This is a genomic window from Rhizobium sp. YAF28, from assembly GCF_052113285.1.
Lineage (GTDB): Bacteria > Pseudomonadota > Alphaproteobacteria > Rhizobiales > Rhizobiaceae > Rhizobium.
Window position 1 is genome coordinate 416,638 of the sequence record NZ_JBFRCX010000001.1, and the last position, 26,221, is coordinate 442,858.

Here is a 26,221-nt window from a genome sequence, read left to right on the forward strand (position 1 = left end):
TTTGGCATTTTTAGGCCATTATGAACCAATGCAGCAATCCTAAATCTGCTCCATCAGCAACTGCCATCGGCAAAAGAAGGAGCAGAGACATGAGCAACAGCAGAAGCATTCTCGTATCGGGCGCAACCGGCCAGCAGGGCGGCGCCGTCGCCCGCGCGCTCGCCGCACGCGGCCATCACGTCAAGGGGCTGACGCGCCGGCCGGACGGCGACAGCGCCAAGCGGCTTGCCGCATCCGGCATCGAGGTTGTCGTAGGCGATCTCGACGACAAGGCGTCGATCGTCAAGGCTGCCAGGGGCGTCGATACGATGTACCTGATGGGCAACAGCTATGAGGCGGGCGTCGAGGCAGAAACCCGTCAGGGCATCGCGGCTGCCGATGCGGCCAAGGAGGCCGGTATCGGCCATCTCATCTACGGCTCGGTCGGCGATGCCGACAGGAAGACGGGTATTCCGCATTTCGACAGCAAGTATCTGGTCGAACAGCATATCGGCGGGCTCGGCATTCCCTATACGATCAGCGCGCCCGTCGCCTTCATGGAAAATACCGTGGCTCCCTGGGCGATCGGCGGCCTGAAACAGGGCGTCTATGCTGCGGCCCTGCCGCAGGCCCGCAAGCTGCAGCAGATCGCCATCGACGATATCGGCCATTTCGTCGCCGCCCTTGCCGAGCGGCGCGAGCAAGTCTTCGGCAAGCGTTTCGATATTGCCGGCGACGAACTCTCGGGCGAGGAGCAGGCGAAGATTCTCACCGAGGCGCTCGGCCGGCCGATCCGTTTCCAGGAGTTGCCGATTGCGGCCATGCGCCAGCAGAGCGAGGATGCGGCGCTGATGTTCGAATGGTTCGACCGTACCGGCTATTCCGCCGATATCGCCGCCCTGGGCCGCGATTTCCCCGATGTCGCCTGGCACAGCTATGCCGACTGGGCGAAGGGTTTTGACTGGAGTGTTCTCGACAAGGCCTGATGAACGGCCGCATTGGGCAAAGCGGACCGGCGATCGGCTGGTCCGCTTCATGCCGTGTTCACGCCTGCGCGGTCGGCCGGATGACGATATCGCCGACATCGACATCGTCAGGCTGCTCGATGGCAAAGGCGATGGCGCGGCCGATTGCATCCGGCGTGATCGCCATTTCCTCCATGCTTTTCGTGATGCCGGCTTTCACGGCCGGGCTGGTCATGGAGTCGGCGAAATTGGTTCTGATGATGCCCGGCGATACATTGGTGACGCGCAGATGCGGGCCGGCCTCCTGCCGCAGGCCCTCGGCAATGGTGCGCATGGCATTCTTGGTGCCGGCATAGACGGCCATGGTCGGCTTGATGGTGATGCCCGCCGTTGAGAGCGTGTTGACGACATGGCCGAAACCCTGGCGGCGGAAGACGGGCAGGGCGGCGGCAATGCCATAAAGCGGCCCCTTGACATTGACGTCGATCATCTCCTCCCAATCCTCGACGCGTAATTCATCCATCGGCGAAATCGGCCCAATGCCGGCATTGTTGATCAGCACGTCGAGCCTGCCGTAGGTGTTGCAAGCAAGGGCGACGAGCGCTTCGAGATCCGCGCGCTTCTTGACGTCGGTGACGCGGTAGATGGCCTCGCCGCCCGCCTTGGTGATGCGCTGAGCCAACGCCTCCAACTTCTCGCTGCGCCGGGCGCCGAGCGCGATCCTGGCGCCGCGCTCGGCTAGGATGAGGGCGGTCGCTTCGCCGATGCCGCTGCTGGCGCCGGTAATGGCAATGACCTTGTCCTTGATCGGTGACATCGTCTCTCTCCTTGATGGTGACCTCAAGGATTGCAGCGGTTGGCTGGAGAATCTATGCTCTATGCTCTGTCATTTCGTCGAGATCGTCCGGAATTCATGATCGATCCCCTGTCCGATGTGTTTTCGCTTGTTGATATCGAGAGCGCCCGCTGCACGCGTTTCGAGGTGGGCGGGCAATGGGCCTTCCGCTTTCCGCCGAAGCCGGCGCTGAAATTCGTCGCGGTCATCAGAGGCGGCTGCTGGATCATCCTGCCGGGCGAGCCGCCCTTTACGCTTGAAGCGGGCGATACGTTCCTGCTTGCCAATGCGCCCGCCTATGTGATCGCCAATGATCTGGCGAGCGAGCCGGAAGACGGTATCGCCTTCTTCGATTGGGACCATTCCAATATTGCCCGGCATGGCGGCGACGAGACGGTGCTGATCGGTGGCAGTCTCGTCATATCCGGCGGCAATGCGCAACTGCTGCTCGATGCGCTGCCGCCCTTCATCCATATACCGGCAAGCGACCGCGCTGCTGCCGTTCTGCGCGCTACACTTGCGACCCTTAACGACGAACTCGGAGCCGGCGAAATGGGCTCGACGCTTATGACACGGCGGATGGGCGATATCCTGCTCGTGCAGGCGCTGCGCGCCCATGTCGCCCGTGCCGGCGCAGACAATGCCGGCTGGATCGGCGCGCTCGGCAATCCCGGCATTGGCAAGGCGATCAGCCTGATCCACAACGAGCCTGGCTATCGCTGGACGGTGGGTGAGCTCGCAAGCCGCACCGGCATGTCGCGCTCCGCCTTTGCGCAGCGGTTCCGCGATCTGGTCGGCGTTGCGCCGCTCGATTACGTCACCCGCTGGCGCATGCATCGCGCCCGCGAGGCGCTGCGCCGCAAGGAGGCGACGGTGGCAGGCCTTGCCGCCAGCCTCGGCTATTCCTCCGAAAGCGCCTTCGGCAATGCCTTCAAGCGCGTCTTCGGCCGTGCGCCGAAACGCTACTGGCGAGACGCCTGATCGAGCCGGGAAGAGGCCGCTCTTGACGGCGCGCCCGCGGACGCCACTTCAATCGTCACTTACGCGGGGGTTCCGTTGCACCGGTTTGATCATTATCTCGTTTTCATTCTGCTCACGCTCGGCGGCGGGCTTCTCATCGGTCTCATCAATCTGCCGGATGAATGGTACCAGTCGCTCGCCAAGCCCTGGTTTACGCCGCCGAACTGGCTGTTCGGCCCGGCCTGGACCGTCCTTTACATCCTTGTTGGTATTGCAGGCGCGCGGACCTATGCGCGCAGCAGGCGTTCACCCGTCATGACCACCTGGATCGCCCAGCTCGTGTTGAATTTCGCCTGGTCGCCGGCTTTCTTCGGCCTAAAATCCCCGAACCTGGGGTTGATGATCATCATCCCGCTGCTCCTGTTGATCCTTGCCTTCATCGCGCTGTCGTGGAAACGCGATCGGCTATCATCGGTCCTGTTCATGCCCTACGGCGTTTGGGTCGCCTATGCCACGGCGCTCAATGCTGCCATCGCCTCGTTGAACTAGACAGAAAATCACGAGATACGGTCAGTTGAATTCCCCCTTCGCTTTGTCTGCAATTGCAGCGCCGGAAATCAGGCGGTTGCGATCGGAAGCCCATGCGGCGACGAATTCCTTGCGCACAGCATCGGGGAAAGCCTTGCCCGCCAAGTCAGCCTCGCTTGGGGCGCCGGGCGCGAGCGCCAACTCTGCCCGGGTGGTCGACGCAATCCGCGCATAGGTGAAGGCGCGCGTGATCGGATCATTTTCCGCACTTTGCGGCGCGCATTTGCCGCCTTGCGGCACGCGTGACGTGACCGCCGCCGTCCTTACCGTCACGCCGTCGCGGAACAGAAAACAGTAGGCTTCGTTCGACGCGCCCCCGAGTACCGAATGCGGTTCGATCACATAGCCGCGTACCGGAAACTGGGCATTCGAAGCCGACCAGATGCGCTTCTCGATGTGGCGCGCGCAGGCCCTCATGTCGGTTGCCCCAGCATCGCGGCAGGCGGAGACTGTCCAGCGTGCCAGCTGTGCGGCGCTCGGCAAGGCGAGCGTCACCGTCGCCTCTGTGTTCAGTTCCCTGTATGTGCAGCGCAGGAGTTCGACGCCTGGCCAGTCGTCAGCCGCCGTCGGCGAGCACGATGACCTCATATACTGGCCGCCACTAATCCGAGTCTCGAAGCGATGTTTCGTTTCAGCTATCAGCGCCGCTGGATCTATCTCTGCCGCCTGCGTGATGCGCGTGACATACGCGGCGACCAGAATGGCAAGCCCAACGTTTCTCAAAGTCATAAGAAGCAGCCGCTGCATTTTCACCGTCCGTGCGAAATCTTTATAGGAAATACTTTCAACCTGCGGAGACATTGGCGTTTTTATTGTCGTTAATATTGCACAATCTACGATTAAATGGAATAGTCACTTGGGTCGCACACGTTGCACCGGAGCGAGCAGGAGGAGCCGCAGATCATGTCTCTCTACATGCTTCAACTATCTCGCGTTTTAGTGACGCTTGGCATTGCAATGCTCGCTATTCACGCTCACGCTGCGGAACCGCCGGCGAGCTCCGCCGACCTCCTCAAAGCCGTCGAATTCTCCGCTTCGACGCCGCTCGACGAGTCCTACCGGGGAGAATTTGTCGGTTGCGACGGCGCGGCCGGACAGAGCAGGAAGGACAAGTTTCTCGGTTTTAACCTGAGGCTTCCTGGTGTCGCAGAATCGAAACAGTACTATCTGTGCAGTCGCGACCCCAGCAATGTGAAGGCGCTGCTGCGCCTCAAGGACGGCGCGATCTACTGGCGCAGCAAGATGGCGCTCGATGTCGATGGATCCTGGGCGGCATGGAACGGTCTGCCTGGCGCTACCGATCTGAAGGAGACGTCCTATAAGTGGCCAGGTTCACCTAATTCTTCCGCGCAGTCCGCGCAAATCGATCCTGACCGCATTCCTTTCATCGTGATGCCGACGGCCGGCCTTTCCAAGATAACCGCCAGCAAGAGCGGCGAAATGGGCCGCATGTTCGCGGACAAGACCGGGCTGCGGCTAGGTGATATGGGCGTCGTCGTCTACAAGGACCGATGGACGCCGGTTCTGATCGCGGATGGCGGTCCTTTCATGCGGCTCGGCGAGGGATCGAGCAGGGTCTTCGAGGCAATCGGCGAAAGTCGCTGCAAGAAGTGGAACAGCGATGGAACGGCCTGCGTCGGGCCGGGACACGTTTATCCCTACAAGAATTTCGGGCTCGGCCACGATGTGATTTTCATCGTCTACCCAGACAGCCGGAGCTCCGATCTGAAGCCGGAGAACGCCATCTCGAAATTGTGTGCCTTTGCGAAGGAGAAGCTCAACCTGACGGGCGGCGCAATGTGCCCGTGATGTTTCCACGCAAGCAGGAGAGGAGTTTGCGATGCGTTACCTTTTGACCCTAGGCATTCTGATAGTTGCCGGCGCGGCCAGCCAGACGAGTGCGGCGACCTTTGGAAAATGCAAGTTCAACACAGAGGCCATGGCCTTTGCGGGAACTCCCGGCGAACAGGCGTCCTGTCTGCTGCGCAAGGTGAAAATACTGGGAAATGTGGACGCCACGCCCGCGCAGCTGCCGTCCAATCTCGCAGGCTTCATCGGCAAACCGGTGGAGATCTCCAGGCCCAAGCTGCAGCAGGCAATCTCTGCCACCGGGCTGACCGAAGCCGCGCTCGGAGGCAGTCTTGACGCCCCGGTATCCCGTGGCAACTCGAACAATCCGCATGCGCCGGAGGCGCGTTATTTCGTCATTCACGACACGAGTTCGCCGAATTTCGGGAACGTGGCGCAGTTTCCCGCCGACATCGATACAAGCAACCAGGTCAATCGGCTCGACGGCTTCAAGAGCGCGTCGAACGCCAAGGCGCATATATTTCTCAACCGCCGGGGCGAGATTTATGTCGGCCATGATTTTGGCGTGCCCTGGCGCGCAACCAAGCTGGAACTGCAGATCGGAACCCTGGCGCGTGGCATGTTCCTTCACATCGAGAACGTCCAGCCGCGCCGGAAGCACCCGAGCCAGCCCGACGGTAATGCGCCAATGCCCGGTTTCTCGCCAGCCCAGTATGACCGCCTCGCGCTCCTTTACCTCATGGCGAGCGTGCGTGCCCACACTGGCCTGGTTCCAGCATTTCATGCGGCAATTGATCAGGGCTTGAGCGACGGGCATGACGACCCGCAGAATTTCAGCCTGGAGGATTTCGACGCCGCATTCGGACGCCTGCTCGCCAGCGTGAAATAGTATGCCGCATCTCGATCATGTGGCGCAAACCGAAGTCTGCTGATGTCTAGAAAACTGCGCCGCGGTCTTGCGGCCAAAGTTGAGTGAAACATAGAGAGCCGATTTGCTTGCGGCGTGGCTCGCGCAGTTCTAATGTTGGTGCGGACATTGTCCCGCTTGCTTGCCTCTTTTTTGGGGGGAGACTGCGATGCCGTCGAGTTTCAATGTCGAAAGTGCCGATGGTTACGAGCAACTGATGGGGCGCTGGAGCAGAAGGCTCGCGCCCGGGCTCATCGATTTTGCCGGGTTTGAGGATGGGGAAAGCATTCTCGATGTCGGCTGCGGCACGGGAAGCCTCACCTTCGCGCTGGCGGAAAATCCCGGTCTGAAGGCGATCTCGGCCATCGATTTTTCGCCCGTCTTCGTGGAGGCGGCAAACCGGCGCAATACCGATCCCCGCATCAGCATTCGAGAAGCGGATGCCTGCGCGCTGCCGTTCGAGGATAACAGCTTCGACCGGGCGATCTCGATGCTCGTGCTGCATTTCGTGCCGGAGGCCGGCAGGGCGGTGGCCGAGATGCGGCGCGTCGTGCGCCCGGGCGGTGTCGTTGCCGCCGCCGTCTGGGATCATTATGGCGGCATGTCCGGCATGCGCATGATGTGGGATACGGTTGCCATGATCGACGCGAATTCGCGGGCGATGCGCCATCGTTATTCTTTCCAGCCGATGACGCAGCCTGGGGAGATGAAGGCGAGCTTTATCAGCAACGGCCTTGCCGATGTGGAGGAGACCTCGCTCACGATCCGCATGGATTACGGCTCGTTTGCCGACTACTGGGACCCGATCGCGTCAGGCGAAGGCCCTCTCGGCAAGTATGTGGCGGGACTGGATGCGTATACGCGTGCGAGGGTCGATACCGCGGTGAGGGGTGCCTATGAGGCCGGAGAGCCAGACGGGCCGCGGTCGTTTGCCTCTGTTGCCTGGGCCTGCCGGGGCAGGGTGCCGGGGTAAGCTGACGTTGGCTGCGATTCACCGGAGATGGCGCCGACCGTAGAGACGCGCACCGGATTATCAGGCACCGGATTTCCGCCGGTCGCGGTAAAAGCCAAGGTGGACGACATTCGGCCCAAGGTCTTTTTCCTGCGGCATCCCGCCCGGCCGTTCGGCGGCCTGCGGAGCTTTCTTCACCGGCGCCTCGGCCTGCGCCCTCAAATCCCGCACATTGCCATAGAGCCGCGCCACCAGCTTCCGGTAATAATCGACGATCCGCTGATGCTCTTCGCGCGTGATAAACCGCTCCTGAAACGACTGAACCATGTCACTCTCACTTCATCGATTGCAGTAGGGAAACTTCCCGCCATGGAAGACGGTTCCGGAGCTGTCTTTGTATGGTTAAGTTTCCGTTTCTCTGGGGCTTCGCGAGCACTACTTGCCTCTGGCGTGGTCTTCCCTCTTTATTCTTCTCCGCTACTTCGTCCCTGTATCGAAAATCTTAAAGCCATCGCCAATCGCCGATGCTGTCGCCCGCGTGACAGCGGCTCCCAGGTTTCAGTCGTGATCAATGCAGCCCCAAGCCAATCACAGAGGGATAGGTACTATGAAAGTTCTGCTCGTACTGACTTCACATGACCAGCTCGGCAATACCGGCAAGAAGACGGGTTTCTGGCTGGAAGAGCTCGCCGCTCCTTACTATGCGTTCAAGGATGCCGGTGCGGAGATGACGCTCGCTTCGCCCAAGGGCGGCCAGCCTCCGCTCGACCCCAAGAGCGACGAGCCGGTGTTTCAGACCGATCTCACGCGACGCTTCAATGCCGACGAGGCCGCCAAGGCGCGGCTCGCCAATACGGTGCGGCTGGATAGCGTCAACCAGGCTGACTACGACACGGTTTTCTATCCCGGCGGGCATGGCCCGATGTGGGATCTGGCCGAAGACCCCAACTCCATCAAGCTGATTGAGTCCTTCATCGCGGCCGGCAAGACCATCGCGCTCGTCTGCCATGCGCCGGGCGTGTTGCATCGGGTCAAGAACGCCGACGGCACGCCCTTCGTCGCGGGCCGGAAGGTGACCGGCTTCACCAATGGCGAGGAGGAAGCAGTCGGGCTGACGAAGGTGGTGCCTTTCCTGGTGGAAGACGAATTGCTGAGCCTCGGGGCGATCTTTTCCAAGGTCAAGGATTGGGGTGTCTACACCGTCACAGACGGGCAGTTGATCACCGGGCAGAACCCGGCATCGTCAGGTCCGGCAGCGCATGTGCTGATCGAGGCGCTGCGCAAGAAGGGTAAGTAAGCAGGGCGAGCGGATCGGCAGCTCCAGCAATTGTGCTGCACCATGGACATCCCAGCCCGGCCCAACCTTATCGCGGCCGGCGGACCGCCCGTACCTTGCCGCTGCCGCCGCCACCAGCATAGAACAGGTCCGCGCCATCGGCCTCGAGCCCGGAAACGCCGGTGCCCTCGGGCATATCGAGCCGTTCCAGCACCTCGCCGGAGTCAGGGTCGATGCGCCTGATGTCGCTCATGTCGTCCTGCCAGGTGGCATGCCAGAGCTCGCCATCGACCCAGGTCACGCCCGTCACATGGCGTTTGGATTCGATCGTGCGCAGGATCGTCCCCGTCTCAGGGTCGATCTGGTGAATGCAGTTTTCGCGGTACTGGCCGACCCAAAGACTGCCCTCGCACCAGGCCATGCCGGAATCGGCGCCCTTGCCGGGGGCGGGTATGGTGGCGACCACGGTGCCGGTTTCGGGATCGATCTTGCGGATTTTGTCCTCGGCGATCTGGAAGATATAACGCCCGTCGAAAGCGGTGCCGGCATGGGCGGCGACATCGATGGTCTTGAGCTCGGCCCCGGTTTCGGGGTCCAAAGCCCGCAGGTTTTCGCCGGCGGCAAACCAGACCCGGCGGCCATCATAGGTAACGCCACCTATATTGCGCGTGCCCTCGAAGGGGCCGTATTCCCTGACGATTTCTGCCTGTGATGTCTTCATGGCGCTCCATCCTCCTTCTTTTTTCGCAATTCCGGACGCAGAACCGCTCCGCACTTTGCTGCCGTTTATTTCTAATCGCTCGGCAGCGGACCCGGGAGTAACAATGTTGTCGGGAAGCCGACGACCGGCGGCATCATCCAGCGGCGCGCCCGCCCGTTGCCGAAAAACTGCACCTTGCCGGCCGTTTCCAGCGCGTCGAGCGCCCGCTGTACCGTGCGCGGGCTCAGGCTCAGGGCGATTGCGAGCGCCGTGCTGGACCAGGATTCGCCATCGGCGAGAAGTGCCAGCAGGAAGGCGTGCTCCTCCTCGACCGGCGGGGCGAGCACCACCACGGCGCGCCCATCATGCGGCATCAGTGCAAAGCCGTGGCTCGTCGCCTTCACCTCAGCAAGATTGGCAAGGGCGGCACGCAGCCGGCCGATCTCGACGCGCAGCCGCGCCCGGTGGGATTCATCGGCATGGCGGGCGCGGAAGGCGCGGGCAAGCAGGATCGAACGAATGACATCCGATGGTGCAGCCTCGGCGAGCGTGCGGGCGAGCGCAAACAGCACCGGGCGGCTTGCGAGTGGCACGATCTCGCTGCCCACGCGCACCACGTTGCGGCAGGCATCGATGACGAGCGTATCTGAAGCAAGCAGCGCCTCGACCTCCTGAAGCTGCAACAGGCGTTCCGTGCCGCCATCGATCAGCCGGGCGGCGGGCGCTTCCAGAACCTTTGCGGCATCTCGCACCTCGACGGCAAGTGCCGGTATGTCTGCTTTCCGCGCCGCTTCGGCCGCATGAGCCAGTGCCTGGCGCGCCGGCTCCGTGCGCAGCCGGCGGATTGCGACACCGGCGACAGCAAGTTCATGGCCGGCGCGGGCGGCCGGCGGCAGCGGCGAAGGGTCGAGATCGGCGAGCAGCTTTTCGGCGGCATCGAGATGGCCGATCAGGAGCAGGCGGCGGATCTGCAGGTTGCGGGCATGGGCGGCGTTGACCCGGTCGCCGCGCCTTTCGAGCGTCAGGCGCGCGCCTTCCAGCGCCTTTTCCGGCCAGGTGAGATCGCGCGAGACGAGGGCAATTTCGGCCTCGGCCACAATGCAGCGGGCGCGGGCCACAGCCTCGCGCGGGCCGAAGGCATGAGCAGCGCTCTTCAGCAGTGCCTTGGCGCGGATGAGATCGCCAAGCTGGGCCATGGCGATGCCGCGAAGGGCGAGAGCCGGCGGGTCGTCGCGCAGCGCCACGCGCTTCATCGCGCCCAGCGCATCGCCCACGGCCAGCGCCTGTGCGGCAGCTGTTATCAGCGAGTCCATCGGAATCCCGTCACACTTGTAACTCCCACCCCTCGGGCATTCAGACCTAGTTTATTCCCCATCGGCAGGCAACGGCCCGCCGGCGTAGACCCTTCAATGCAAATGAGGAGAAGACCAATGATGATGCACAAAACCGGAACACGGGCGGAATGGCTGCAGGCGCGGCTGGCGCTCTTGGACGAGGAAAAGGATCTGACACGCCGCAGCGATGCACTGGCCGAGCGCCGCCAGGAACTGCCCTGGGTGAAGATCGACAAGGACTACCGGTTCGAGACCGAAGTCGGCATCGTCCCGCTGTCGGCACTCTTCAAGGGCCGCTCGCAGCTGCTCGTCTATCACTTCATGTTCGGGCCGGACTATACGGCCGGCTGCCCATCCTGCTCGGCGATCGCCGATGGCTTCAACGGCGTCACCGTGCATCTGGAAAACCACGATGTCGCCTTTACCGCCATCTCCCGCGCGCCGCTTGCCAAACTCTTGGAATACAAGCGCCGCATGGGCTGGACCTTCGACTGGGCGTCGTCGGCCGGCAGCGATTTCAACCATGATTTCAATGTGGTGTTCACGCTGCAGGAACAGCGCGACGGCAGCATCGACTATAACTACCGCCGCGAACCGCCGATGCCGGATGCGCAGGCCGGCAAGAGGGTACAGCAATGGGAGCTGCGCGGCGGCGAGGGCCCGGTGGCGCAGATGGCCGCAACGACGGGCACCGATATCTCCACCTACACCCGCGACCGCCCTGGCCTCAGCGCTTTCGTCCTGCAGGACGGAGAAATCTACCACAGCTACTCCTCCTATGCCCGCGGGCTGGACGGGATCTGGGCCATGTACCAGCTGCTCGACCGCGCACCGCTGGGTCGCAACGAAACGGGCGTATGGTGGCGTCACCACGACCGTTACGGGGCAGGGCAATGAGCACGCCTTCGAAGATGGGGGCCGGCAATAGCGCCGGCCCGCTTCTGCCCGGTATCGCGCGCGGGCTATCGCTTGCCGCTGCACCCACCTTTGCCGTGATGGCCGCGCTCTCGGCAAGCGACCCGGCGGCGGACATGATCTGCTCGATGGGCGGGATGCCGATGCATGGCGCATCGGCCTTCAGCGGCATGGCGGCCATGTATGGACTGATGAGCCTGTTCCATGTCGGGCCGTGGCTGAGGCTGATGGGCGGCGAGGGAGGCTTTCGCCGCTCGTAAGGTGACACGGACTTGGGCTCCTGCGTCCGCTGCTGAAGACGCTAAGGCCTGCCGCGTGGCACCCCCCTCTGGCCTGCCGGCCATCTCCCCCACAAGGGTGGAGATTGGCTGGGAGCACGGGCTTCCCCAAACAATCAACGTTGCAAATTGCACGACATTAGTGATGCGCGAAGGTCGCGCCGCTTCTCGATCTCCACCCTTGTGGGGGAGATGGCCGGCAGGCCAGAGGGGGGTATCCTACGCGCTAACGCTCAAAGCCACGCATCCCCCAATCGCGCCAATGTGATGGAACCCAGTCAGCAACCCTGACGTTTCCGCCTGGCTGTGTCCCGGCAGCGAATGCCCACCCTGGGCACCCCTTCCGACGGCATCCGGAATTGCCCCGCCTCGCCGCCGCTTTCGGACGGAGGAATGCTTATGTCCGCATTGGCAAGTCTGCGTGCGCTCACGCCGCAGCAGCGCAACACTGTCGTCGCCAGCTATCTCGGCTGGACGCTCGACGCCTTCGATTTCTTCATTCTCGTTTTCGTTCTCAAATATATCGCCGAGGAGTTTCATACCGACGTTCCCGCGGTGTCCGTGGCGATCTTCCTGACACTTGCCATGCGGGCGCTCGGCGCGCTGATCTTCGGGCTTGCGGCAGACCGTTACGGGCGGCGTATCACGCTGATGGTGGATGTGCTGCTCTATTCGCTCTTCGACTTCCTCACCGGTTTTTCGACCGGGCTCACCATGTTCCTGGTACTGCGCGCGCTTTACGGCATCGCCATGGGTGGGGAGTGGGGTGTCGGCGCCTCGCTCGTCATGGAGACGGTGCCGGAGGAAAGCCGCGGCATCGTTTCGGGCATCCTGCAGGCGGGTTATCCCTCCGGCTATCTGATCGCCTCGCTGCTGTTCTTCCTGCTCTTTCCTGTCATCGGATGGCGCGGCATGTTCTTCGTCGGCGTGGCTCCGGCGCTGCTCGTGCTCTATATCCGCCGCAATGTGCAGGAGAGCCCGGCCTTCCTGAAACGCCAGCAGCAGGGACGCCGTCCGTTCCTCACCGTGCTGCGCGAAAACATTCCGCTCTTCATCTGGGCGGTGCTCTTGATGACCGCTTTCAACTTCTTCAGCCACGGCACGCAGGATATCTACCCGACCTTCCTCGAAAGCCAGCGCAACTATTCGAGCTATACGGTCGGCGCGATCGCCATCGTCTACAATATCGGCGCGATCGTCGGCGGGCTGTTCTTCGGAGCGCTGTCGCAGCGCATCGGCCGCAAGCGGGCGATCGTCATCGCCGCACTGATCGCCGTGCCTGTCGCACCCCTCTGGGCCTATGCGCCGGGGCCGGTGCTGCTCGCGATCGGCGCCTTCCTGATGCAGTTTTTCGTGCAGGGCGCCTGGGGCATCGTGCCCGTGCATCTGAACGAACTTTCGCCTGACGAGGTGCGCGGCACATTCCCCGGCTTCGCCTACCAGCTCGGCAATCTGCTGGCCTCAGGCAATGCAACGATGCAGGCTGACCTCGCCGCCCATTGGAACGGTGACTACGCCTATGCGTTGGTCATAGTGGCCGTGATCGTCGCTGTCGTCGTGGCAGTGCTTACGGGCCTCGGTTACGAGAAGAAGAATGTGCGCTTCGGCACGGAGGAGGCCGAGGAGCCGCGTGGCGCGATGCGAATATAGCGCTGCCTGCGGCTTGAAGGCCGGCGGCGAAAGCTGCCGGCCTTTCCTTGTGGTCACACCACTTTGCCGGCACCCCGGTCGCTTCGTAATGCCTAGTTCTGGTACGAATTTCTGGTGCCGGCCGGTTTCTCCTTTTTTAAGATCATTGTCCTAGCGTGTCCGAGCGCCGGTTCTGTGTTGCGTCCCGCCGCGAGGGGTCATGGATAGTAATTTCGCCTTCCTGCTGCCGGTCATGATGCTGATTTTCGGCTGCACCTTTCTGATCGTCGGCCGGTTCGGGTCGCGGGAAGCGAAGTTGTGGGGGCCGGGTTATCTTTTTGCTGCGGCCGCGTTTTCCGTTCCGCTTTTCGACAGCCTGCTCGCCGAGCGCACCGCCTCTGCCATTGCCGATGCGTTGTTCCTTCTCGCGTTCTTTTTCTATTCCGGGGCCATGCTCGCCCGTTTCAAACGGCCTTCCTATTTCTGGCTGCGTCTTGCCTTTGCCGGGGCGATGTATGCGGGCATGCTCTATGCGGCGCTGGTGGCCGCCAGCATTCCGGCAGAGTTCCTGCTGAATGATCTTGCCTGCGTGGCTCTGCTCGGCTTTGCCGTCGCCGTCAGTCTGCGGCACATGCGCCATGCGGCCGACAAGCTGCTGCTTGCCGTCTCCGGCCTCGTCATTGCCGATATCGTCATCCGCAATGTGGTCTTCGTCTTCATCGTGCCATCCTATGGCGGCCACGAGGATTTCATTTCGTCGCAATATGCCTTCACCATGCAGGCGGCGGCTTCCATCCTGGTGCTGATGTTTGCGCTTTCGGCCCTTGCGGCAACGACGCTGGATACGATCGCCGCGCATCGCGATGCCGCAGAGCGCGATCCGATGACCGGCATGCTGAACCGGCGCGGCTTTGACCGCATGGTCGGGGAGCGCGGCCGGGTGGAAGGCGCAGTCATCATCTGCGACATCGACAATTTCAAATGGGTGAACGACACGTTTGGCCACGGGCCCGGCGACGAGGTGATCCGCGCCTTTGCCGAGATGCTGCAGGCGCGGATGCCGGAGGGCGGCTTTGCGGCGCGGTTCGGCGGCGAGGAATTCGTGATCTTCCTGCCGGCAACACCGCTGGCTTCGGCTGCCGATTTCGCCAACCGGGTGCGGCTTGCCTTTGCTGCTATCGACCGCAAGCCGATCGGTTTCGACGGCGAGCCGATCGGCTCCGACGGCAAGATCACCGCAAGCTTCGGTGTCGCCGGCGCCAATCCGGCCGATCATTCCCTCTATGAGCAGATCGCGCGGGCCGACAAGGCGCTCTATGCCGCCAAGGAGGCCGGGCGCAACAGGGTGATGGTCGAGGGCGAGCAGCCGCGCGACATGTCCAGCCCGCGGGTGGTGTCTGTCGCGCGCGGCTGCTGAGCCAAATGACAACGCGGTCAATGGTGCCGTTCCACAGGCAATTGACAAACCCACCCACAAGTAATGGCGTGACGCCACCGACAACTCGAATCCAACGATTTCAATAGATTACAAATCGTCCATGTCGGAAAATCGCCGCATTTCCTACACCTTGCCGTCGCAATTGGCTGAGACCTTGTCACCGTCAGGTGATGAGGAGGTGAGTGGTCATGAGCCTGTCTTTTCCGACGATGGCGGCGATCCGTTTCGGTTACGGGCTGCGGCCGGGCGAGGCCTTGCCGCAGACCAAGGATGATCTGATCGGGCAGGTGACGCGCGGCGCGAATGGCGTGCCGGACTTTCCCGTGGGCGGCGTCGAGGCGCGGCATACTGCGATCCTCGACCTGAAAGACAGGCTGAAGCAGATCCGGCAGGCCGATGGCGACGATCTCGATCGCCGGCAGCAGCGTCGGCTTCTCCAGCGCCGGGCGCAGGTGCTCTTCCAGATGGATGCCAATGCGCGGCTGATGCAGGCGGTGCTTTCGCCCGATGGATTCAACGAGCGGCTGGCCGCTTTCTGGACTAATCATTTCTCCACGAGTGCTGCTAAAAGCCTGCCGATGCGGCTGATTGTGCCGCTCTACGAGGCCGAGGCGATCCGGCCTTACATGGGAGCCAAGTTTGCGACGCTGCTGCGCAGCGCCACCGAGCATCCCTCCATGCTGATCTATCTCGATCAGGCGCAGTCGCTGGGCCCGGATTCCAAAGGCGGCATGCAACGCAACAAAGGGCTCAACGAAAATCTCGGCCGTGAGCTCCTGGAGCTGCATACGCTCGGCGCGGGCAGCGGCTATACGCAGGCCGATGTGCGTTCGGCGGCGATGGTGCTGACCGGACTGACCGTCGACCAGCAGGCGATGGAGACGGCTTTTCGTCCGCAGATCTCGGAGCCCGGCGCACATGAGGTGCTCGGCGTCAGCTATGGCGGGGCCAAGCGCACGCGCAAGGATTATCTCGCGATGCTCGACGATCTCGCAGTCAATCCGAAGACGGCCGAGCATATCTGCCGCAAACTTGCGGTGCATTTCATCTCTGACCAGCCGCCGCAGGAGATGATCCGGGCCATGAGCGAGGCGTGGAAGAAGACGGATGGGGAACTGCCCGCCGTCTACCGCGCCATGCTCGACCATCCGGCCGCTTGGGCGGACGAGGGCGCCAAGGCGCGCCAGCCTTTCGATTTTATCGTCACGGGCCTGCGGGCGCTGAGCAGCGGCGCGGGGGCGGGCGATGTTGCGGCCTTCATGCAGGCCTATCAGCAGGACGATGCCGACAACGACGAGATGATGGCGATGCCGAAGAAGGATGCAGCGCCCGCTACCGACGGGCAAGCGATGATGCAGGCGCCGCCGAGCCCTGAAGACGAGGTGCGTATCAAGCGGCGCAAGGCGTTCCAGATGGCGCGCGCGCTCGGGCAGGGCGCTCTTCGCCGCATGGGCCAGCCGACATGGCTGCCGCCGAGCCCGGCCGGCTTCGAGGAGAGTTTTTCCGCCTGGATTACCGCAAGCCAGCTTTCCGAGCGGCTGTCCTGGGCGCGGCGCGCCAGCGCCCAGTTCGGCAAGGATGTCGATCCGCGCGAATTTCTGAAGGCGACGCTTGTGGACGCCGCCCGCGACGAGACGATCCGTGTCGTTTCCCAGGCGCCGAACAGGGTGAGCGGGCTGACGCTGGTTCTTGCGTCCCCCGAATTCAACCGTCGATAGGAGCCCGTCATGACAGAGTTTATGCTTTCGCGCCGTGGTTTTCTGACATCTGCTTGCTGCGTTGCCGCAGCCCCCATTTTCACACCGGTCACCTTTGCGGCCATGCCCGGCGACAAGCGCTTCGTGACGATCGTGCTGCGCGGGGCGATGGACGGGCTCGACCTGGTGCAGCCCTATGCCGAGCCCGGCTTTGCGGCGCTCAGGCCGACGCTGGCGCTGACGCCGGACAAGGGGCTTCTCGATCTCGACGGGCATTTCGGGCTCAATCCGGCGGCCGCCGATCTGATGCCGCTGTGGAGGACGAAAGAGCTTGCCTTCGTGCATGCGGTCTCCACGCCCTATCGCGACCAGCGCAGCCATTTCGACGGGCAGGACATGCTGGAATCCGGTGGCGAGCATGTGGCCGAGGAGAAGACCGGCTGGCTCAATCGGGCGCTTGCCGTCATCCCGCGTTCGGATGCGCGCAAGGCGATCGACGTCAACACCTCCACCGAGTTGATCCTGACCGGGCCGAACAATGTCGATGTCTGGGCATCGGACTCCAATCTCGGGCCAGCCAAGGACGAGATGCAGTTCCTGATGCGGCTTTATGCCGGCGATCCGCCCTTCGCCAAGGCAATGGACGAGGCGATGCGCGCGAACAGCGCTTCCATGATGGCGGAGCCCTCCGGCCAGCGCGGTGAGAAGATCACCGATGTTGCGGCGCTGGCCGGCAATATGCTGAAGGGCGATTACCGCATCGCCAGCTTCTCGATTACCGGCTGGGATACGCATGTCGGCCAGCTCGGTCAGTTCAAGCGGCCGGTGCAGGATCTGGCGCAGGCGATCACGACGCTGAAAGTCACGATGGGCGCCGATCTCTGGTCGAAGACGGTGGTGCTCGCCGTGACGGAATTCGGCCGCACGGTGCGTGAAAACGGCTCGGGCGGAACGGATCACGGCACGGGTGGCTGTGCGGTGCTGGCGGGCGGGGCGATCGATGGTGGGCGTATTCTCGGCAGATGGCCGGGGCTTGCCGATGGTGCGCTGCTTGATGACCGGGACCTGATGCCGACGGCGGATGTGCGGGAGCTGGCGGCGGCGATGCTCTACCGGCAGTTCGATGTATCGGCGGAGGATCTGACGGGGAAGATCTTTCCGGGGCTGAGTTTTGACAAGGGGTCGCAGTTCTTGCGGGCTTGATGGGGCTTTCTATTCAGAGGGCTCAACACCTCAAATGAAATCATACAGCCGGAAGATCCACGTGATCTGGTAGATGAGGCCAGCGCTGACGAACACCGCATGAAACCGCCGGTTCGCCGTCCAGGCCCCCGCGATGCACAGCACGATATAGACGGCATTACGCGCCGGATATTCCCATCCCAGCGCCACCAGATACGCCTTGCCCTTCAACAGCGTATCCAGAAAATCCACCACATAGGTCACGGCCAGCATGCCGAAAAACCATCTGCGCCGCGAGATGAAATATTCCTCGTAGCCACCGTAATCCTCGATCGTCGTCGGGAAGATCAGCACGCAGAGGAAGAAGAACAGGCAGCAGAAACTGATGAGGAACAGGTAGACGCCGAAGGAGATGACCGCAAGCGACTGCAGGCGATATTCCCACCACCAGAAATGGATGATGAAGAGGAACATCGAGGCGACCCAGCCGAGATGCACCCAGTAGACCCTGAACTTGCCGGGCGACTGCACGATGCCGCCGAGGCCAGTCAGCAGGCGGGCGAGCGAGAGGCCGATCACCATCGACATCACGGTCCGGATGTAGACGTAGACTTCCGGTGTCGCGGCCGCCTGCATCATCTCACTCCTGCGGAACGACCTTGGGTTTGCCGTCTTCGTCGAGCGCCACCATGATGAAGGTGCCGGCGGTGACCTTTTCCTGCTGATTGTAGCGCGAGCGGTGCGCCCAGGCTTCCACGCGCAGCGTGATCGAAGTGCGCCCGACCCGCTCCACCTCGGTATAGATGGACAGCGTATCGCCGATCTTGACCGGCAGTTCGAAGGCCATTTCTTTCACCGCCGCGGTGACCACGCGGCCCCTGGCGCGCTCGGCGGCGCGGATGCCGCTTGCCAGGTCCATCTGCGCCATGACCCAGCCGCCGAAGATATCGCCGGCCGGATTGGCGTCCCCGGGCATGGCGAGCGTACGTAGCGTCAGTTCGCCTGTCGGCTTGGCGGCATCGGTCATCAGGGGCTCTCCGTTTGGCCGGTGATTCATCTGGAATCACCCTAATGCAAAGGCCAGCCGGTGGGAAAGGACGCAAAAACACAGGTTTGCGCAACGCCTGAAAAAAATATCAGGCGGCTGCAGAAGAATCTCAACCGTTAAAATTCGGTTCGAATTCAAATGCTTGATCTTGCAGCGGGGCTGCGCCCGATTGCCTCACGTAGCGTTATTTAATCACATTCTAATCAAGTTTTACCGTCCGGTAAGTGGCTCATATCAGTATCTGATGATTGTCACACATGAGAGCTGCCGGAACCCCATGCGCAACATCAGGATTTCAACCCGCCTCTACAGCCTCGTCGCCTTCGCGCTTGCCGTGCTTGCCGCGACGATGATCTTCTTCCTCAACTATTCCTATCGGGAGCTGGAAGCCGAGCGTAAAGCCGGGCTGGCGCAGATGGATGCGACGGCGCTTGCCATCTTCGACAAATATTACAAGCTGGAGCAGGCGGGCACGATGACCCGCGAGCAGGCGCAGACGGCAGCCAAGGAAGTGATCGCTTCCATGCGCTATGGCGGCGGCACCGGCTATTTCTGGATCAATGACATGCATCCGACGATGGTGATGCATCCGGTCAAGCCTGAGCTCAACGGCACGGACCTGTCGCAGAACAAGGATCCGAACGGCAAGTTCCTGTTCGTCGAATTCGTCAATACGGTGAAGGCGAGCGGGCAGGGTTTCGTGGACTACTACTGGCCGAAGCCGGGCGCCGACCAGCCGGTACTGAAATACTCGCATGTGGCGGGCTTTGCGCCCTGGGGCTGGATCGTCGGCACCGGTGTCTATTCGGATGACCTTGCAGCGCTCTATCGCCAGAACGCGATCTGGACGGCCGTGGTCGGCCTCATCGGCGCGCTCGTTACCCTTGCCATCGCCTATGCGATCGTGCGCAGCGTGACGGCGCCGGTTGCGCGCCTGAAGGCTGCTATGAATGCGATTGCCGATGAGAATGCGAGCGTCGATATCACGGATGCCGACCGGCGCGACGAGATCGGCCAAATGGCGAAATCGCTGATCGTGCTGCGCGACTCCGTTGCCGAGCGTGCCGAACTGCGCGTTCGCGAAGACGAGCGCCAGCGGGAGATCGAAAGCGAACGGCGCGGCAACGAGGCGAGCCTGCGCTCGTCTTCAGAACGCCAGACGGCGGCGATGCACGCGCTCGGCGCCGGCCTGGAGCGGCTTGCGGCCGGCGACCTGACGGTCGCGATCGACGATCTCGGCCATGATTATGCGAAGCTCCGCTCCGATTTCAACGCGGCGGTCGATGCGCTCAACGGCGTCATCCATGCGATCGCGGAATCCAGCCATATCGTCAATGACAGCGCCCGGGACATCAGCGATGCGACCGGTAATCTTTCCAAGCGCACTGAGCAGCAGGCCGCAGCGCTCGAGGAAACCGCCGCAGCGCTCGACGAGATCACCGCGACGGTCCGCACCGCCTCCGAGCGCGCCAACGAGGCGCGCAGCATGGTGGCGGAGACGAAGACGAGCGCCGGCAAATCCGGCGAGATCGTTCGCAATGCCGTCTCGGCCATGAGCCGCATCGAGGATAGTTCGAGCCGCATCAACCAGATCATCGGCGTCATCGACGAGATCGCCTTCCAGACGAACCTGCTGGCGCTTAACGCCGGCGTGGAAGCAGCGCGTGCAGGTGAAGCCGGCCGCGGCTTTGCAGTCGTGGCGCAGGAAGTCCGCGAGCTTGCCCAACGCTCTGCCAATGCGGCCAAGGAGATCAAGACGCTGATTTCAAGCTCGGCGGCTGAAGTCGAAGGCGGCGTGGCGCTGGTGCGCTCCACGGGTGACGCGCTGGTCGAGATCGAGGCGCTGGTCAACCGCGTCAACGCCCATGTCGACTCCATCGCGACTGCCGCCCGCGAACAGGCAACCGGGCTGCATGAGATCAACACCTCCGTCAACCACATGGACCAGATGACCCAGCAGAATGCCGCGATGGTCGAGGAGACCACAGCTGCCAGCCAGACGCTGGCGGAGGAAAGCCAGCAGCTGCGGACGTTGTTGTCGAAATTCCGCCTGCGCGACCAGACGGGGCAGGGTGCGCGATACGGCCGGGCTGCTTGATAGGCTGGTGACGATCTGACGAGAAAGGGCCGCGGCATCGCTGCCTCGGCCCTTTGTTTTTCCTCGGAAGACAGATCAGGCCTGGCAGCAAGCGTCAGCCAATACCGTGTTGCTTCAAGAGCGCCTGCTCGTCGCCCGAAACCCAGCCGAAGACTTTCGCCTCTCCATCCAGAACCTGCACGAGGTAATGGACATCGAAGTCGATTTTCGTGTCTGGCTCGCTCTTGCGGGCGTAAGTCGCCCTCCAGGCGACATGCGCCACACAGTGACTCTCGTCGATTGGCGAGAGGCGGACATACCGAAGCGTCATCTCCTTCGTGCCAATGGAGCGATAGTGCTCATAACCCCTGCGCCATCCTCTGCTTGAGCTCATCGTCATTCTTGCTGGACATGACCCCGGCAGGCGAGGCGGCGATGACATCAGAGGCATAGAGGGAGGCAACCTCATCCAGATCGGTTTTGCCTGCGAGAGCCTGCCGGAAAAGGCGTTCATAGCGCTCGAACAGTTTGCTTACCGCTGCTTCCATCGGCTACTTTCCAGAGTAAGGACCGGGCTCATGGTGCAGTAGTTATGGTGCTGGCTTGAGATGCCAATAGGTCCGAAAGCAAAGACGAGCGTTTGCCGGATCGCCAGAGCTCAATCGGTAATCAGCTGCGACGCTATAGCCGGGTCGGCGTGCCCTGGTGGAAGAGCATCTGCCATCGCCGTCCATCGTGTTTCCAGATGGAGCTGCGCAGCACATGCCGCTCCGATCCATCCGCTTGTCGGCGCCAGGTACGATAGGTCAGCAGGGCAGCATCGGCCGAAATCTGCGTCAAGGCATAGTCGTCGGAATGCAGTTCGTCGTTGTCGGCGCTGTCGTCTTCCTGCAGCAGAAGCCCGATCATAACGTCGCGGCGATAAACCGTTCCCGATGCGCCGAATTCGCCAAAGCCATCTGCCAGCAAGTCTTCCAAGGCTTCGCGGGAGCGACGTATCTCCGGCCGATGCAGGGCTTCTTCAAGCGTGCGGAGATCTTCTATGCGGATCTCGGGTGGGGTCATAGGGGTCTGTGCCTCTCGAAGTTTGCCGGAAAGCTAGAGCAGGCCGGCTCATGGCAACAGCTCTTGTGTGCTGGGATACGTTTTAATCCTGCGGTGTGGAGATACCTCTCTGACGAGTGCAGGCGCTCCCGATCTTCCAATCTCCACACGTAAAGCTTTCATTCACCGTTTTTAATTAAATTTGAATCGAGGTTTTCCGATCACAGGCCGCATGCGGAAGCGATAAGTATGGCGTTTCTTTCCCTTCTCCGGCGTACCGCCCTGCCAATCCTGCTTTCCACGGCGTTGACGACCTGTTCCATCAGCGATGGGCTTGTGCCGCCTGAGAATGTCGATAGCAGCACGCGTGTCAGCTCCATTTCGCCGGTGCGGGGCGGGGCCATGCACATGGCTCCGGTCCAGAGCCAGCAACCCTATCCCGTCGCCAGCGCGCCCGTCGGCAATACGCAGGGGCAGATCGATTATCTCGATACGCCAAACCTTGCCGGAACGGGCCAGCAGATGCGCGCGCCGGCACAGCAATCGGCGCCCATGGCCACGCCGCAGCAGGGGCAGAGGCGCCTGCCGATGATCGATAGCGATGAAGCCTTGGCGCAACAGAGTCAGCAACAGGCATCCAACGGCAACTGGGGCGGCGTGCAGCCGCTCGCCGTTCCCCAGGGCGGCGTCAACATGGATGAGGAGCTCGGTGCCGGGCCGGGCAATCAGCCGGTCGTCGGCCTGGCGCAGGAGCAACAGCAGCAGATCGCCGAGGGCAACGCCACCGAACCTGTCGTCGACGGCATCGGCACGGAAAATCCCACGCAGATCAATCAGCGGAATATGCCGCAACCGGTCGCGGCTGCGCAGATGAGCCGCGCGCCGGTACGTGTCGCTCGGGGCAATGGTGCCCAGACCTGGAGCGACGGCAGCCCAGTTCTGGCGCCGACGCGCGTGCCCGAGGAGGATGAGCCGGAAGAGGTCGCCATGCTGCGGCCGAACAACCCCATGATGAGCGAGCCGGCAGCGCCCATCGATCCCGGCGCCATGCCGGCCTCGGAACTCTCCTGCCGGCGCGAGCTGAAACGCATGGGGGTGATCTTCGAGGATCGCCCGCCGATCTCCAACGGGCCGGCCTGCCAGGTGCCATACCCGGTGTCGCTGAAGGGCCTCTCCGGCAATATCGGCGTCAAGCCGGCGGTGATCCTGAATTGCCAGGTGACACTCGCCTTCGCCAAATGGGTGAAGAACGAGCTCGCACCATCGGCCCGCTTCCGTTACTGGACCGGCATTCAGACAATCGAGCCGCTCGGCGGCTATTCCTGCCGGCGCATGAACAACAGCCGCCAGAGATACAATCCGATTTCGGAACATGCGAAGGGCAATGCCATCGATGTCGGCAAGTTCGTGCTGAAGAACGGCCACAAGATCGATGTGCGCAAGAAGGGGCTGTTCTCCTTCCGCGAAGGGCGCCTATTGAAGGCCGTACGCAGCGATAGTTGCAATTATTTCACGACGGTACTTGGCCCGGGCTATAATCCCGAACACTGGAACCATTTCCACTTCGATCTCATGTCGCGCAGGGGCGGACGGGCCGTGTGCAAATAGGCGGAGATTACCGGAAGATCTGCGTCACTGCGATGGTCCCGACGATGGCGGCGTTGAAGCTGTCCATCTTTTCGGTCGGTATCCGGTATTCGAGATGCGCTCGGCCGCCGGCTTCCCGATGCCTTATGGCATCTTCGTGGTGGCGGTCGTTTGCGGTCCCCGCGACATCGAAAATTGGCTCGACTGACAACAAGCCCTTCGAAATTGAAGCGCTCGCTCAAGCCCCTTGCAGACGGCGGTGCAAGCGGTCAGATTGCCGGCATAGCTTAAGCAATATTATCGAAGTTGCGCTCTCATGATCGGCATTTTCCTCCTGCTCATCGGCTTTCCCGGTACCGGCAAGCTCACCATCGCCAAGCGGCTGAGCCCGCTCATTTCGGCAAAAATCATCGACAATCACTGGGTCAACAATCCGGTCCTCGGCGTTCTCGATCACGATCTGACAAAGCCGCTGCCAGAGGCTATCTGGGAGCAGACGGGAAGGGTGCGGCAGGCGGTGCTGGATACGATCGTCGCTTTCAGCACACCGTCAGCCAATTTCATCTTCACCCATGCCGGCATTCAGGGCGATGAGCGCAGCCACCGAACCTTCCGGCAGATTGCCGAAGCTGCCGAAGGGCGGGGCGCCTTGCTGGTGCCGGTGCGATTGCTTTGCGAGGCGGAGGAGTTGGCGCGGCGGGTGGCGATACCGGAGCGGCGAGAGCGGCTGAAATCGGTCAATGCCGAGGCCTCGCTGGAGCGCAGCCGGACGCTGCAGGTGCTCGATCCCGAGCATGCGAATACGCTCAACCTGGATGTTACCTCGCTCTCAGCAGAGGAGGGTGCGGATGCCATTCATCGGCACGTGCAGGATCTCCTGAGTCTGCTGTGCGGCTGAAAGCGCGGGGCCCGAGGCTTCGGGTCAATGTCAGGTCCGGAAGGCCCGGCTGGAAACCTGGATCGAGTTCTGACACGGGTCCTTTGCATTGGCGTAGACATAGCCGTCCGCCTTGTGGATCGGCCCGAATGTCAGGCCGTTGCCGGCGCATTCGGCACAGAAGGATTCGACGTTCTCGACATCGAAGACCAGCTTGACGATGGACTGGCCGCGGCGCTGCCCCTTGGCCGCCTGATGCAGCATGATATTGGCGCCGCCATCCTGCGCGACCAGCTCGACGATGCGGTCGCCGGGCAGCCGAATGCGCTTGAAGCCGAAATATGTCTCGTAGAATGCGGCGGTTTCCTCGACATCGCCGGCGTAGATCACCAATCGGTTCAGTGGCAAGACAGCCTCCAGTGACGTCATGTTCGATGCGCCTGCGCCGGCACTTGCGGTGGAGTTTGCCATGGGCCATCCTGCCGGAACAGACTGCTTTTGTCTGCTCTGCCGCATGCCGGCCAGATATTTGCGCAGAAGACCATTGCCGCGGTGCGCAGGCAGGGTCACTCAGCCTGATGGTTTCGACCTTCCCATCCGTTCCCCAACTCCGAATTGGGGAGCCGATTGACTTGCTTCCGCGAAAGATTAAGCTTTGAGACGTAGCAACCACCATCGGCGCGCGAATGTGAGCGGAGGGTGTGAGTGGCTGGGCGACCTTGAGGAGGATGAGGTTTGCCGTGGATTACCGTGTTGTTCTGCTGATCGCTGCATCCGTGTTTGCCCTTTCCCCTGGTAAGTCAGGGGCGCAGGAGGGTGATGCCAATGCGGGTGCCGTTGTTTTCAAGAAATGCGCGACTTGTCATATCGTCGATTCCGATACGAACAAGGTCGGTCCGTCGCTGAACGGGGTGCTTGGCAGGAAGGCCGGGACGCATCCCGATTTCGCCTATTCAGCTTCGATGAAGGCGGCCGGCGATGGCGGGCTCGTCTGGGACGAGGCGACGCTGCGCGATTACCTGCACAATCCGAGAGTGAAGGTGAAGGGTACTAAAATGGCCTTCGTCGGCCTCAAGGATGATCAGGAAATCACCGATCTCATCGCTTATCTCAAGCAATATTCCAAATGACGGGCAAGATTCCAGATGACGGCAATACTCCTGATGGAGGGTCGCGGACCATGTGGCCCCTGCCTAAATCGCCGTAATTGCCGATATTTTCTATCTGTGCGATAATAAATACGGACTTTTGCGGAATACGGTTTCACGGTCGACTGCTCAGGGAGGAGCGGAAATGGCTGTCGTGCTGATCCTCGTCCTTGTTGTCGTCGGCTCCGTGCTGTTTCATGTGCTGAGCCCGTGGTGGTGGACGCCGATCGCGTCCAACTGGAGCTATATAGACAGCACGCTCGTCATCACCTTCTGGATCACCGGTATCGTCTTCGTGGCGGTGATTTCCTTCATGGCCTATTGCGTGTTTCGCTTCCGGCACAAGCCAGGCAACCGGGCGCGTTACGAGCCCGAGAACCGCAGGCTGGAGGTTTTGCTCGCCTCGGGAACGGCGGTCGGCGTCGCCGCCATGCTGGCGCCCGGCCTCATCGTGTGGAAACAGTTCATCACGGTGCCCCCAGATGCCGCATCGGTGGAGGTCGTCAGCCAGCAATGGCTGTGGAGCTTCCGCCTGCCGGGCGCTGACGGAAAGCTCGGCCGCGCCGAGACGCGCGACGTCACCGCCGAAAATCCGCTCGGCCTCGACAAGAACGACGCAAGCGGCCTCGACGACGTCATCATCGAGGGCGGCGAGCTCCACCTGCCGATCGACAAGCCGGTGCACATATTGCTGCGCTCCGTCGATGTGCTCCACGATTTCTACGTGCCGGAATTCCGCGCCAAGATGGACATGATCCCCGGCATGGTCACCTATTTCTGGCTTACGCCAACACGGACGGGAACCTTCGAAATTCTCTGCGCCGAACTTTGCGGCGTCGGCCATCCGCAGATGCGCGGGACCGTCGTGGTCGACAACGCCGCAGACTATCAGACCTGGCTCGATCAACAGCAGACATTCACCCAGCTTACGGCATCATCGGGAGAGCCACCGCCGGCAAACTGAGCCGGCGAAGAGGGTTGGAGGCCGCCGGCCGG

The 26,221-nt window shown here is 62.2% G+C and carries 28 protein-coding genes and 1 pseudogene; 18 read left to right on the top strand and 11 right to left on the bottom strand.

Going from position 1 to position 26,221, the window contains the following annotated elements; translation table 11 throughout:
* The first annotated feature begins 89 nt into the window (after positions 1-89).
* Positions 90-965 (top strand): NmrA/HSCARG family protein, encoded by an 876-nt coding sequence (locus AB4Z13_RS02150; RefSeq protein ID WP_442205674.1) that lies wholly within the window; start codon positions 90-92, stop codon positions 963-965.
* 58 nt (positions 966-1,023) lie between these two features.
* On the opposite strand, the gene AB4Z13_RS02155 is transcribed toward AB4Z13_RS02150, so the two are convergent.
* Positions 1,024-1,761, bottom strand: coding sequence for an SDR family oxidoreductase (locus tag AB4Z13_RS02155; protein ID WP_442205675.1), 738 nt, complete (start codon positions 1,759-1,761; stop codon positions 1,024-1,026).
* 96 nt (positions 1,762-1,857) lie between these two features.
* Here AB4Z13_RS02155 and AB4Z13_RS02160 point away from each other — a divergent pair, with 96 nt between their 5' ends.
* Both AB4Z13_RS02160 and AB4Z13_RS02165 read left to right on the top strand, forming a co-directional pair.
* Positions 1,858-2,760 (top strand): AraC family transcriptional regulator, encoded by a 903-nt coding sequence (locus AB4Z13_RS02160; protein ID WP_442205676.1) that lies wholly within the window; start codon positions 1,858-1,860, stop codon positions 2,758-2,760.
* A gap of 75 nt (positions 2,761-2,835) precedes the next feature.
* Positions 2,836-3,288: a TspO/MBR family protein gene (locus tag AB4Z13_RS02165; protein WP_310387962.1), complete on the top strand. Its 453-nt coding sequence runs from the start codon at positions 2,836-2,838 to the stop codon at positions 3,286-3,288.
* Positions 3,289-3,309: 21 nt separating this feature from the next.
* Here the strand turns inward: AB4Z13_RS02165 and AB4Z13_RS02170 are convergent, their stop codons facing one another.
* A complete protein-coding gene (locus AB4Z13_RS02170; RefSeq protein WP_442205677.1) occupies positions 3,310-4,128 on the bottom strand; it encodes a hypothetical protein in 819 nt (272 codons plus the stop codon).
* Positions 4,129-4,230: 102 nt separating this feature from the next.
* On the opposite strand from AB4Z13_RS02170, the gene AB4Z13_RS02175 reads away from it, so the two are divergent.
* From AB4Z13_RS02175 to AB4Z13_RS02185, 3 genes are all read left to right on the top strand, one after another.
* On the top strand, positions 4,231-5,136 hold the full coding sequence (locus AB4Z13_RS02175) for a hypothetical protein (RefSeq protein ID WP_442205678.1): 906 nt from the start codon (positions 4,231-4,233) through the stop codon (positions 5,134-5,136).
* A 130-nt stretch (positions 5,137-5,266) separates the two neighbouring features.
* Positions 5,267-6,025: an N-acetylmuramoyl-L-alanine amidase gene (locus AB4Z13_RS02180; RefSeq protein WP_162748044.1), complete on the top strand. Its 759-nt coding sequence runs from the start codon at positions 5,267-5,269 to the stop codon at positions 6,023-6,025.
* Positions 6,026-6,212: 187 nt separating this feature from the next.
* Complete coding sequence (locus tag AB4Z13_RS02185) at positions 6,213-7,016, top strand: class I SAM-dependent methyltransferase (protein WP_442205679.1); 804 nt, start codon at positions 6,213-6,215, stop codon at positions 7,014-7,016.
* 60 nt (positions 7,017-7,076) lie between these two features.
* On the opposite strand, the gene AB4Z13_RS02190 is transcribed toward AB4Z13_RS02185, so the two are convergent.
* Positions 7,077-7,322 (bottom strand): hypothetical protein, encoded by a 246-nt coding sequence (locus AB4Z13_RS02190; RefSeq protein ID WP_442205680.1) that lies wholly within the window; start codon positions 7,320-7,322, stop codon positions 7,077-7,079.
* A 280-nt stretch (positions 7,323-7,602) separates the two neighbouring features.
* Here AB4Z13_RS02190 and AB4Z13_RS02195 point away from each other — a divergent pair, with 280 nt between their 5' ends.
* A complete protein-coding gene (locus tag AB4Z13_RS02195) occupies positions 7,603-8,292 on the top strand; it encodes a type 1 glutamine amidotransferase domain-containing protein (RefSeq protein ID WP_442205681.1) in 690 nt (229 codons plus the stop codon).
* A 67-nt stretch (positions 8,293-8,359) separates the two neighbouring features.
* On the opposite strand, the gene AB4Z13_RS02200 is transcribed toward AB4Z13_RS02195, so the two are convergent.
* Positions 8,360-8,992 (bottom strand): Vgb family protein, encoded by a 633-nt coding sequence (locus AB4Z13_RS02200; protein WP_442205682.1) that lies wholly within the window; start codon positions 8,990-8,992, stop codon positions 8,360-8,362.
* A gap of 71 nt (positions 8,993-9,063) precedes the next feature.
* Entirely contained in the window at positions 9,064-10,284 is a 1,221-nt protein-coding gene (locus tag AB4Z13_RS02205) for a helix-turn-helix domain-containing protein (RefSeq protein WP_442205683.1), read from the bottom strand.
* A gap of 117 nt (positions 10,285-10,401) precedes the next feature.
* On the opposite strand from AB4Z13_RS02205, the gene AB4Z13_RS02210 reads away from it, so the two are divergent.
* The 6 genes from AB4Z13_RS02210 (at position 10,402) to AB4Z13_RS02235 (ending at position 17,465) form a co-directional block, all read left to right on the top strand.
* A complete protein-coding gene (locus AB4Z13_RS02210; RefSeq protein ID WP_442205684.1) occupies positions 10,402-11,202 on the top strand; it encodes a DUF899 domain-containing protein in 801 nt (266 codons plus the stop codon).
* Positions 11,199-11,480: a hypothetical protein gene (locus AB4Z13_RS02215; RefSeq protein WP_442205685.1), complete on the top strand. Its 282-nt coding sequence runs from the start codon at positions 11,199-11,201 to the stop codon at positions 11,478-11,480. The genes AB4Z13_RS02210 and AB4Z13_RS02215 overlap by 4 nt, the downstream gene beginning before the upstream one ends.
* Positions 11,481-11,897: 417 nt before the next feature.
* The gene (locus tag AB4Z13_RS02220; RefSeq protein WP_442205686.1) at positions 11,898-13,148 is read left to right on the top strand and encodes an MFS transporter; all 1,251 of its coding nucleotides are present in this window, start codon (positions 11,898-11,900) and stop codon (positions 13,146-13,148) included.
* A gap of 199 nt (positions 13,149-13,347) precedes the next feature.
* Positions 13,348-14,544: a GGDEF domain-containing protein gene (locus AB4Z13_RS02225; protein WP_442205687.1), complete on the top strand. Its 1,197-nt coding sequence runs from the start codon at positions 13,348-13,350 to the stop codon at positions 14,542-14,544.
* A gap of 209 nt (positions 14,545-14,753) precedes the next feature.
* A complete protein-coding gene (locus AB4Z13_RS02230) occupies positions 14,754-16,283 on the top strand; it encodes a DUF1800 domain-containing protein (protein WP_442205688.1) in 1,530 nt (509 codons plus the stop codon).
* A 9-nt stretch (positions 16,284-16,292) separates the two neighbouring features.
* Positions 16,293-17,465 (top strand): DUF1501 domain-containing protein, encoded by a 1,173-nt coding sequence (locus tag AB4Z13_RS02235; RefSeq protein ID WP_442205689.1) that lies wholly within the window; start codon positions 16,293-16,295, stop codon positions 17,463-17,465.
* A gap of 30 nt (positions 17,466-17,495) precedes the next feature.
* Here AB4Z13_RS02235 and AB4Z13_RS02240 read toward each other — a convergent pair whose 3' ends face one another.
* Both AB4Z13_RS02240 and AB4Z13_RS02245 read right to left on the bottom strand, forming a co-directional pair.
* Positions 17,496-18,080 (bottom strand): hypothetical protein, encoded by a 585-nt coding sequence (locus AB4Z13_RS02240; protein WP_442205909.1) that lies wholly within the window; start codon positions 18,078-18,080, stop codon positions 17,496-17,498.
* 4 nt (positions 18,081-18,084) lie between these two features.
* A complete protein-coding gene (locus AB4Z13_RS02245; protein ID WP_007816464.1) occupies positions 18,085-18,471 on the bottom strand; it encodes an acyl-CoA thioesterase in 387 nt (128 codons plus the stop codon).
* Between the two features lie 298 nt (positions 18,472-18,769).
* On the opposite strand from AB4Z13_RS02245, the gene AB4Z13_RS02250 reads away from it, so the two are divergent.
* Positions 18,770-20,590, top strand: a complete 1,821-nt coding sequence (locus AB4Z13_RS02250) for a methyl-accepting chemotaxis protein (RefSeq protein WP_442205690.1) — start codon at positions 18,770-18,772, stop codon at positions 20,588-20,590.
* 94 nt (positions 20,591-20,684) lie between these two features.
* Here the strand turns inward: AB4Z13_RS02250 and AB4Z13_RS02255 are convergent.
* Positions 20,685-21,117, bottom strand: a pseudogene (locus AB4Z13_RS02255) (nuclear transport factor 2 family protein).
* A 133-nt stretch (positions 21,118-21,250) separates the two neighbouring features.
* Positions 21,251-21,634 carry a nuclear transport factor 2 family protein gene (locus AB4Z13_RS02260; protein WP_442205691.1) on the bottom strand — a complete coding sequence of 128 codons (384 nt, stop codon included), beginning with the start codon at positions 21,632-21,634 and terminating at the stop codon, positions 21,251-21,253.
* Between the two features lie 228 nt (positions 21,635-21,862).
* Here AB4Z13_RS02260 and AB4Z13_RS02265 point away from each other — a divergent pair, with 228 nt between their 5' ends.
* Entirely contained in the window at positions 21,863-23,221 is a 1,359-nt protein-coding gene (locus tag AB4Z13_RS02265) for an extensin-like domain-containing protein (RefSeq protein WP_442205692.1), read from the top strand.
* A gap of 7 nt (positions 23,222-23,228) precedes the next feature.
* Here AB4Z13_RS02265 and AB4Z13_RS02270 read toward each other — a convergent pair whose 3' ends face one another.
* Positions 23,229-23,411, bottom strand: a complete 183-nt coding sequence (locus AB4Z13_RS02270; RefSeq protein WP_442205693.1) for a hypothetical protein — start codon at positions 23,409-23,411, stop codon at positions 23,229-23,231.
* A 108-nt stretch (positions 23,412-23,519) separates the two neighbouring features.
* On the opposite strand from AB4Z13_RS02270, the gene AB4Z13_RS02275 reads away from it, so the two are divergent.
* Positions 23,520-24,098: a chloramphenicol phosphotransferase gene (locus AB4Z13_RS02275; RefSeq protein ID WP_442205910.1), complete on the top strand. Its 579-nt coding sequence runs from the start codon at positions 23,520-23,522 to the stop codon at positions 24,096-24,098.
* A 30-nt stretch (positions 24,099-24,128) separates the two neighbouring features.
* On the opposite strand, the gene AB4Z13_RS02280 is transcribed toward AB4Z13_RS02275, so the two are convergent.
* Positions 24,129-24,485, bottom strand: a complete 357-nt coding sequence (locus AB4Z13_RS02280; RefSeq protein WP_442205911.1) for a VOC family protein — start codon at positions 24,483-24,485, stop codon at positions 24,129-24,131.
* A gap of 332 nt (positions 24,486-24,817) precedes the next feature.
* Between AB4Z13_RS02280 and AB4Z13_RS02285 the strand changes: the two genes are divergently transcribed.
* Together AB4Z13_RS02285 and AB4Z13_RS02290 are read left to right on the top strand one after the other, a co-directional pair.
* A complete protein-coding gene (locus tag AB4Z13_RS02285; protein ID WP_113186269.1) occupies positions 24,818-25,207 on the top strand; it encodes a c-type cytochrome in 390 nt (129 codons plus the stop codon).
* 163 nt (positions 25,208-25,370) lie between these two features.
* Positions 25,371-26,189: a cytochrome c oxidase subunit II gene (locus AB4Z13_RS02290; protein WP_442205694.1), complete on the top strand. Its 819-nt coding sequence runs from the start codon at positions 25,371-25,373 to the stop codon at positions 26,187-26,189.
* Positions 26,190-26,221: the final 32 nt, after the last annotated feature.

Bases quoted from the DNA above. Each gene is read 5' to 3' on its own strand.
- AB4Z13_RS02260 (WP_442205691.1), bottom strand. From the start codon at position 21,634: ATGACCCCACCCGAGATCCGCATAGAAGATCTCCGCACGCTTGAAGAA.
- AB4Z13_RS02190 (WP_442205680.1), bottom strand. From the start codon at position 7,322: ATGGTTCAGTCGTTTCAGGAGCGGTTTATCACGCGCGAAGAGCATCAG.
- AB4Z13_RS02160 (WP_442205676.1), top strand. From the start codon at position 1,858: ATGATCGATCCCCTGTCCGATGTGTTTTCGCTTGTTGATATCGAGAGC.
- AB4Z13_RS02290 (WP_442205694.1), top strand. From the start codon at position 25,371: ATGGCTGTCGTGCTGATCCTCGTCCTTGTTGTCGTCGGCTCCGTGCTG.
- AB4Z13_RS02195 (WP_442205681.1), top strand. From the start codon at position 7,603: ATGAAAGTTCTGCTCGTACTGACTTCACATGACCAGCTCGGCAATACC.
- AB4Z13_RS02230 (WP_442205688.1), top strand. From the start codon at position 14,754: ATGAGCCTGTCTTTTCCGACGATGGCGGCGATCCGTTTCGGTTACGGG.
- AB4Z13_RS02150 (WP_442205674.1), top strand. From the start codon at position 90: ATGAGCAACAGCAGAAGCATTCTCGTATCGGGCGCAACCGGCCAGCAG.
- AB4Z13_RS02210 (WP_442205684.1), top strand. From the start codon at position 10,402: ATGATGATGCACAAAACCGGAACACGGGCGGAATGGCTGCAGGCGCGG.
- AB4Z13_RS02155 (WP_442205675.1), bottom strand. From the start codon at position 1,761: ATGTCACCGATCAAGGACAAGGTCATTGCCATTACCGGCGCCAGCAGC.
- AB4Z13_RS02245 (WP_007816464.1), bottom strand. From the start codon at position 18,471: ATGACCGATGCCGCCAAGCCGACAGGCGAACTGACGCTACGTACGCTC.
- AB4Z13_RS02220 (WP_442205686.1), top strand. From the start codon at position 11,898: ATGTCCGCATTGGCAAGTCTGCGTGCGCTCACGCCGCAGCAGCGCAAC.
- AB4Z13_RS02185 (WP_442205679.1), top strand. From the start codon at position 6,213: ATGCCGTCGAGTTTCAATGTCGAAAGTGCCGATGGTTACGAGCAACTG.
- AB4Z13_RS02205 (WP_442205683.1), bottom strand. From the start codon at position 10,284: ATGGACTCGCTGATAACAGCTGCCGCACAGGCGCTGGCCGTGGGCGAT.
- AB4Z13_RS02180 (WP_162748044.1), top strand. From the start codon at position 5,267: ATGGCCTTTGCGGGAACTCCCGGCGAACAGGCGTCCTGTCTGCTGCGC.
- AB4Z13_RS02265 (WP_442205692.1), top strand. From the start codon at position 21,863: ATGGCGTTTCTTTCCCTTCTCCGGCGTACCGCCCTGCCAATCCTGCTT.
- AB4Z13_RS02175 (WP_442205678.1), top strand. From the start codon at position 4,231: ATGTCTCTCTACATGCTTCAACTATCTCGCGTTTTAGTGACGCTTGGC.
- AB4Z13_RS02235 (WP_442205689.1), top strand. From the start codon at position 16,293: ATGACAGAGTTTATGCTTTCGCGCCGTGGTTTTCTGACATCTGCTTGC.
- AB4Z13_RS02200 (WP_442205682.1), bottom strand. From the start codon at position 8,992: ATGAAGACATCACAGGCAGAAATCGTCAGGGAATACGGCCCCTTCGAG.
- AB4Z13_RS02240 (WP_442205909.1), bottom strand. From the start codon at position 18,080: ATGCAGGCGGCCGCGACACCGGAAGTCTACGTCTACATCCGGACCGTG.
- AB4Z13_RS02225 (WP_442205687.1), top strand. From the start codon at position 13,348: ATGGATAGTAATTTCGCCTTCCTGCTGCCGGTCATGATGCTGATTTTC.
- AB4Z13_RS02250 (WP_442205690.1), top strand. From the start codon at position 18,770: ATGCGCAACATCAGGATTTCAACCCGCCTCTACAGCCTCGTCGCCTTC.
- AB4Z13_RS02170 (WP_442205677.1), bottom strand. From the start codon at position 4,128: ATGTCTCCGCAGGTTGAAAGTATTTCCTATAAAGATTTCGCACGGACG.
- AB4Z13_RS02215 (WP_442205685.1), top strand. From the start codon at position 11,199: ATGAGCACGCCTTCGAAGATGGGGGCCGGCAATAGCGCCGGCCCGCTT.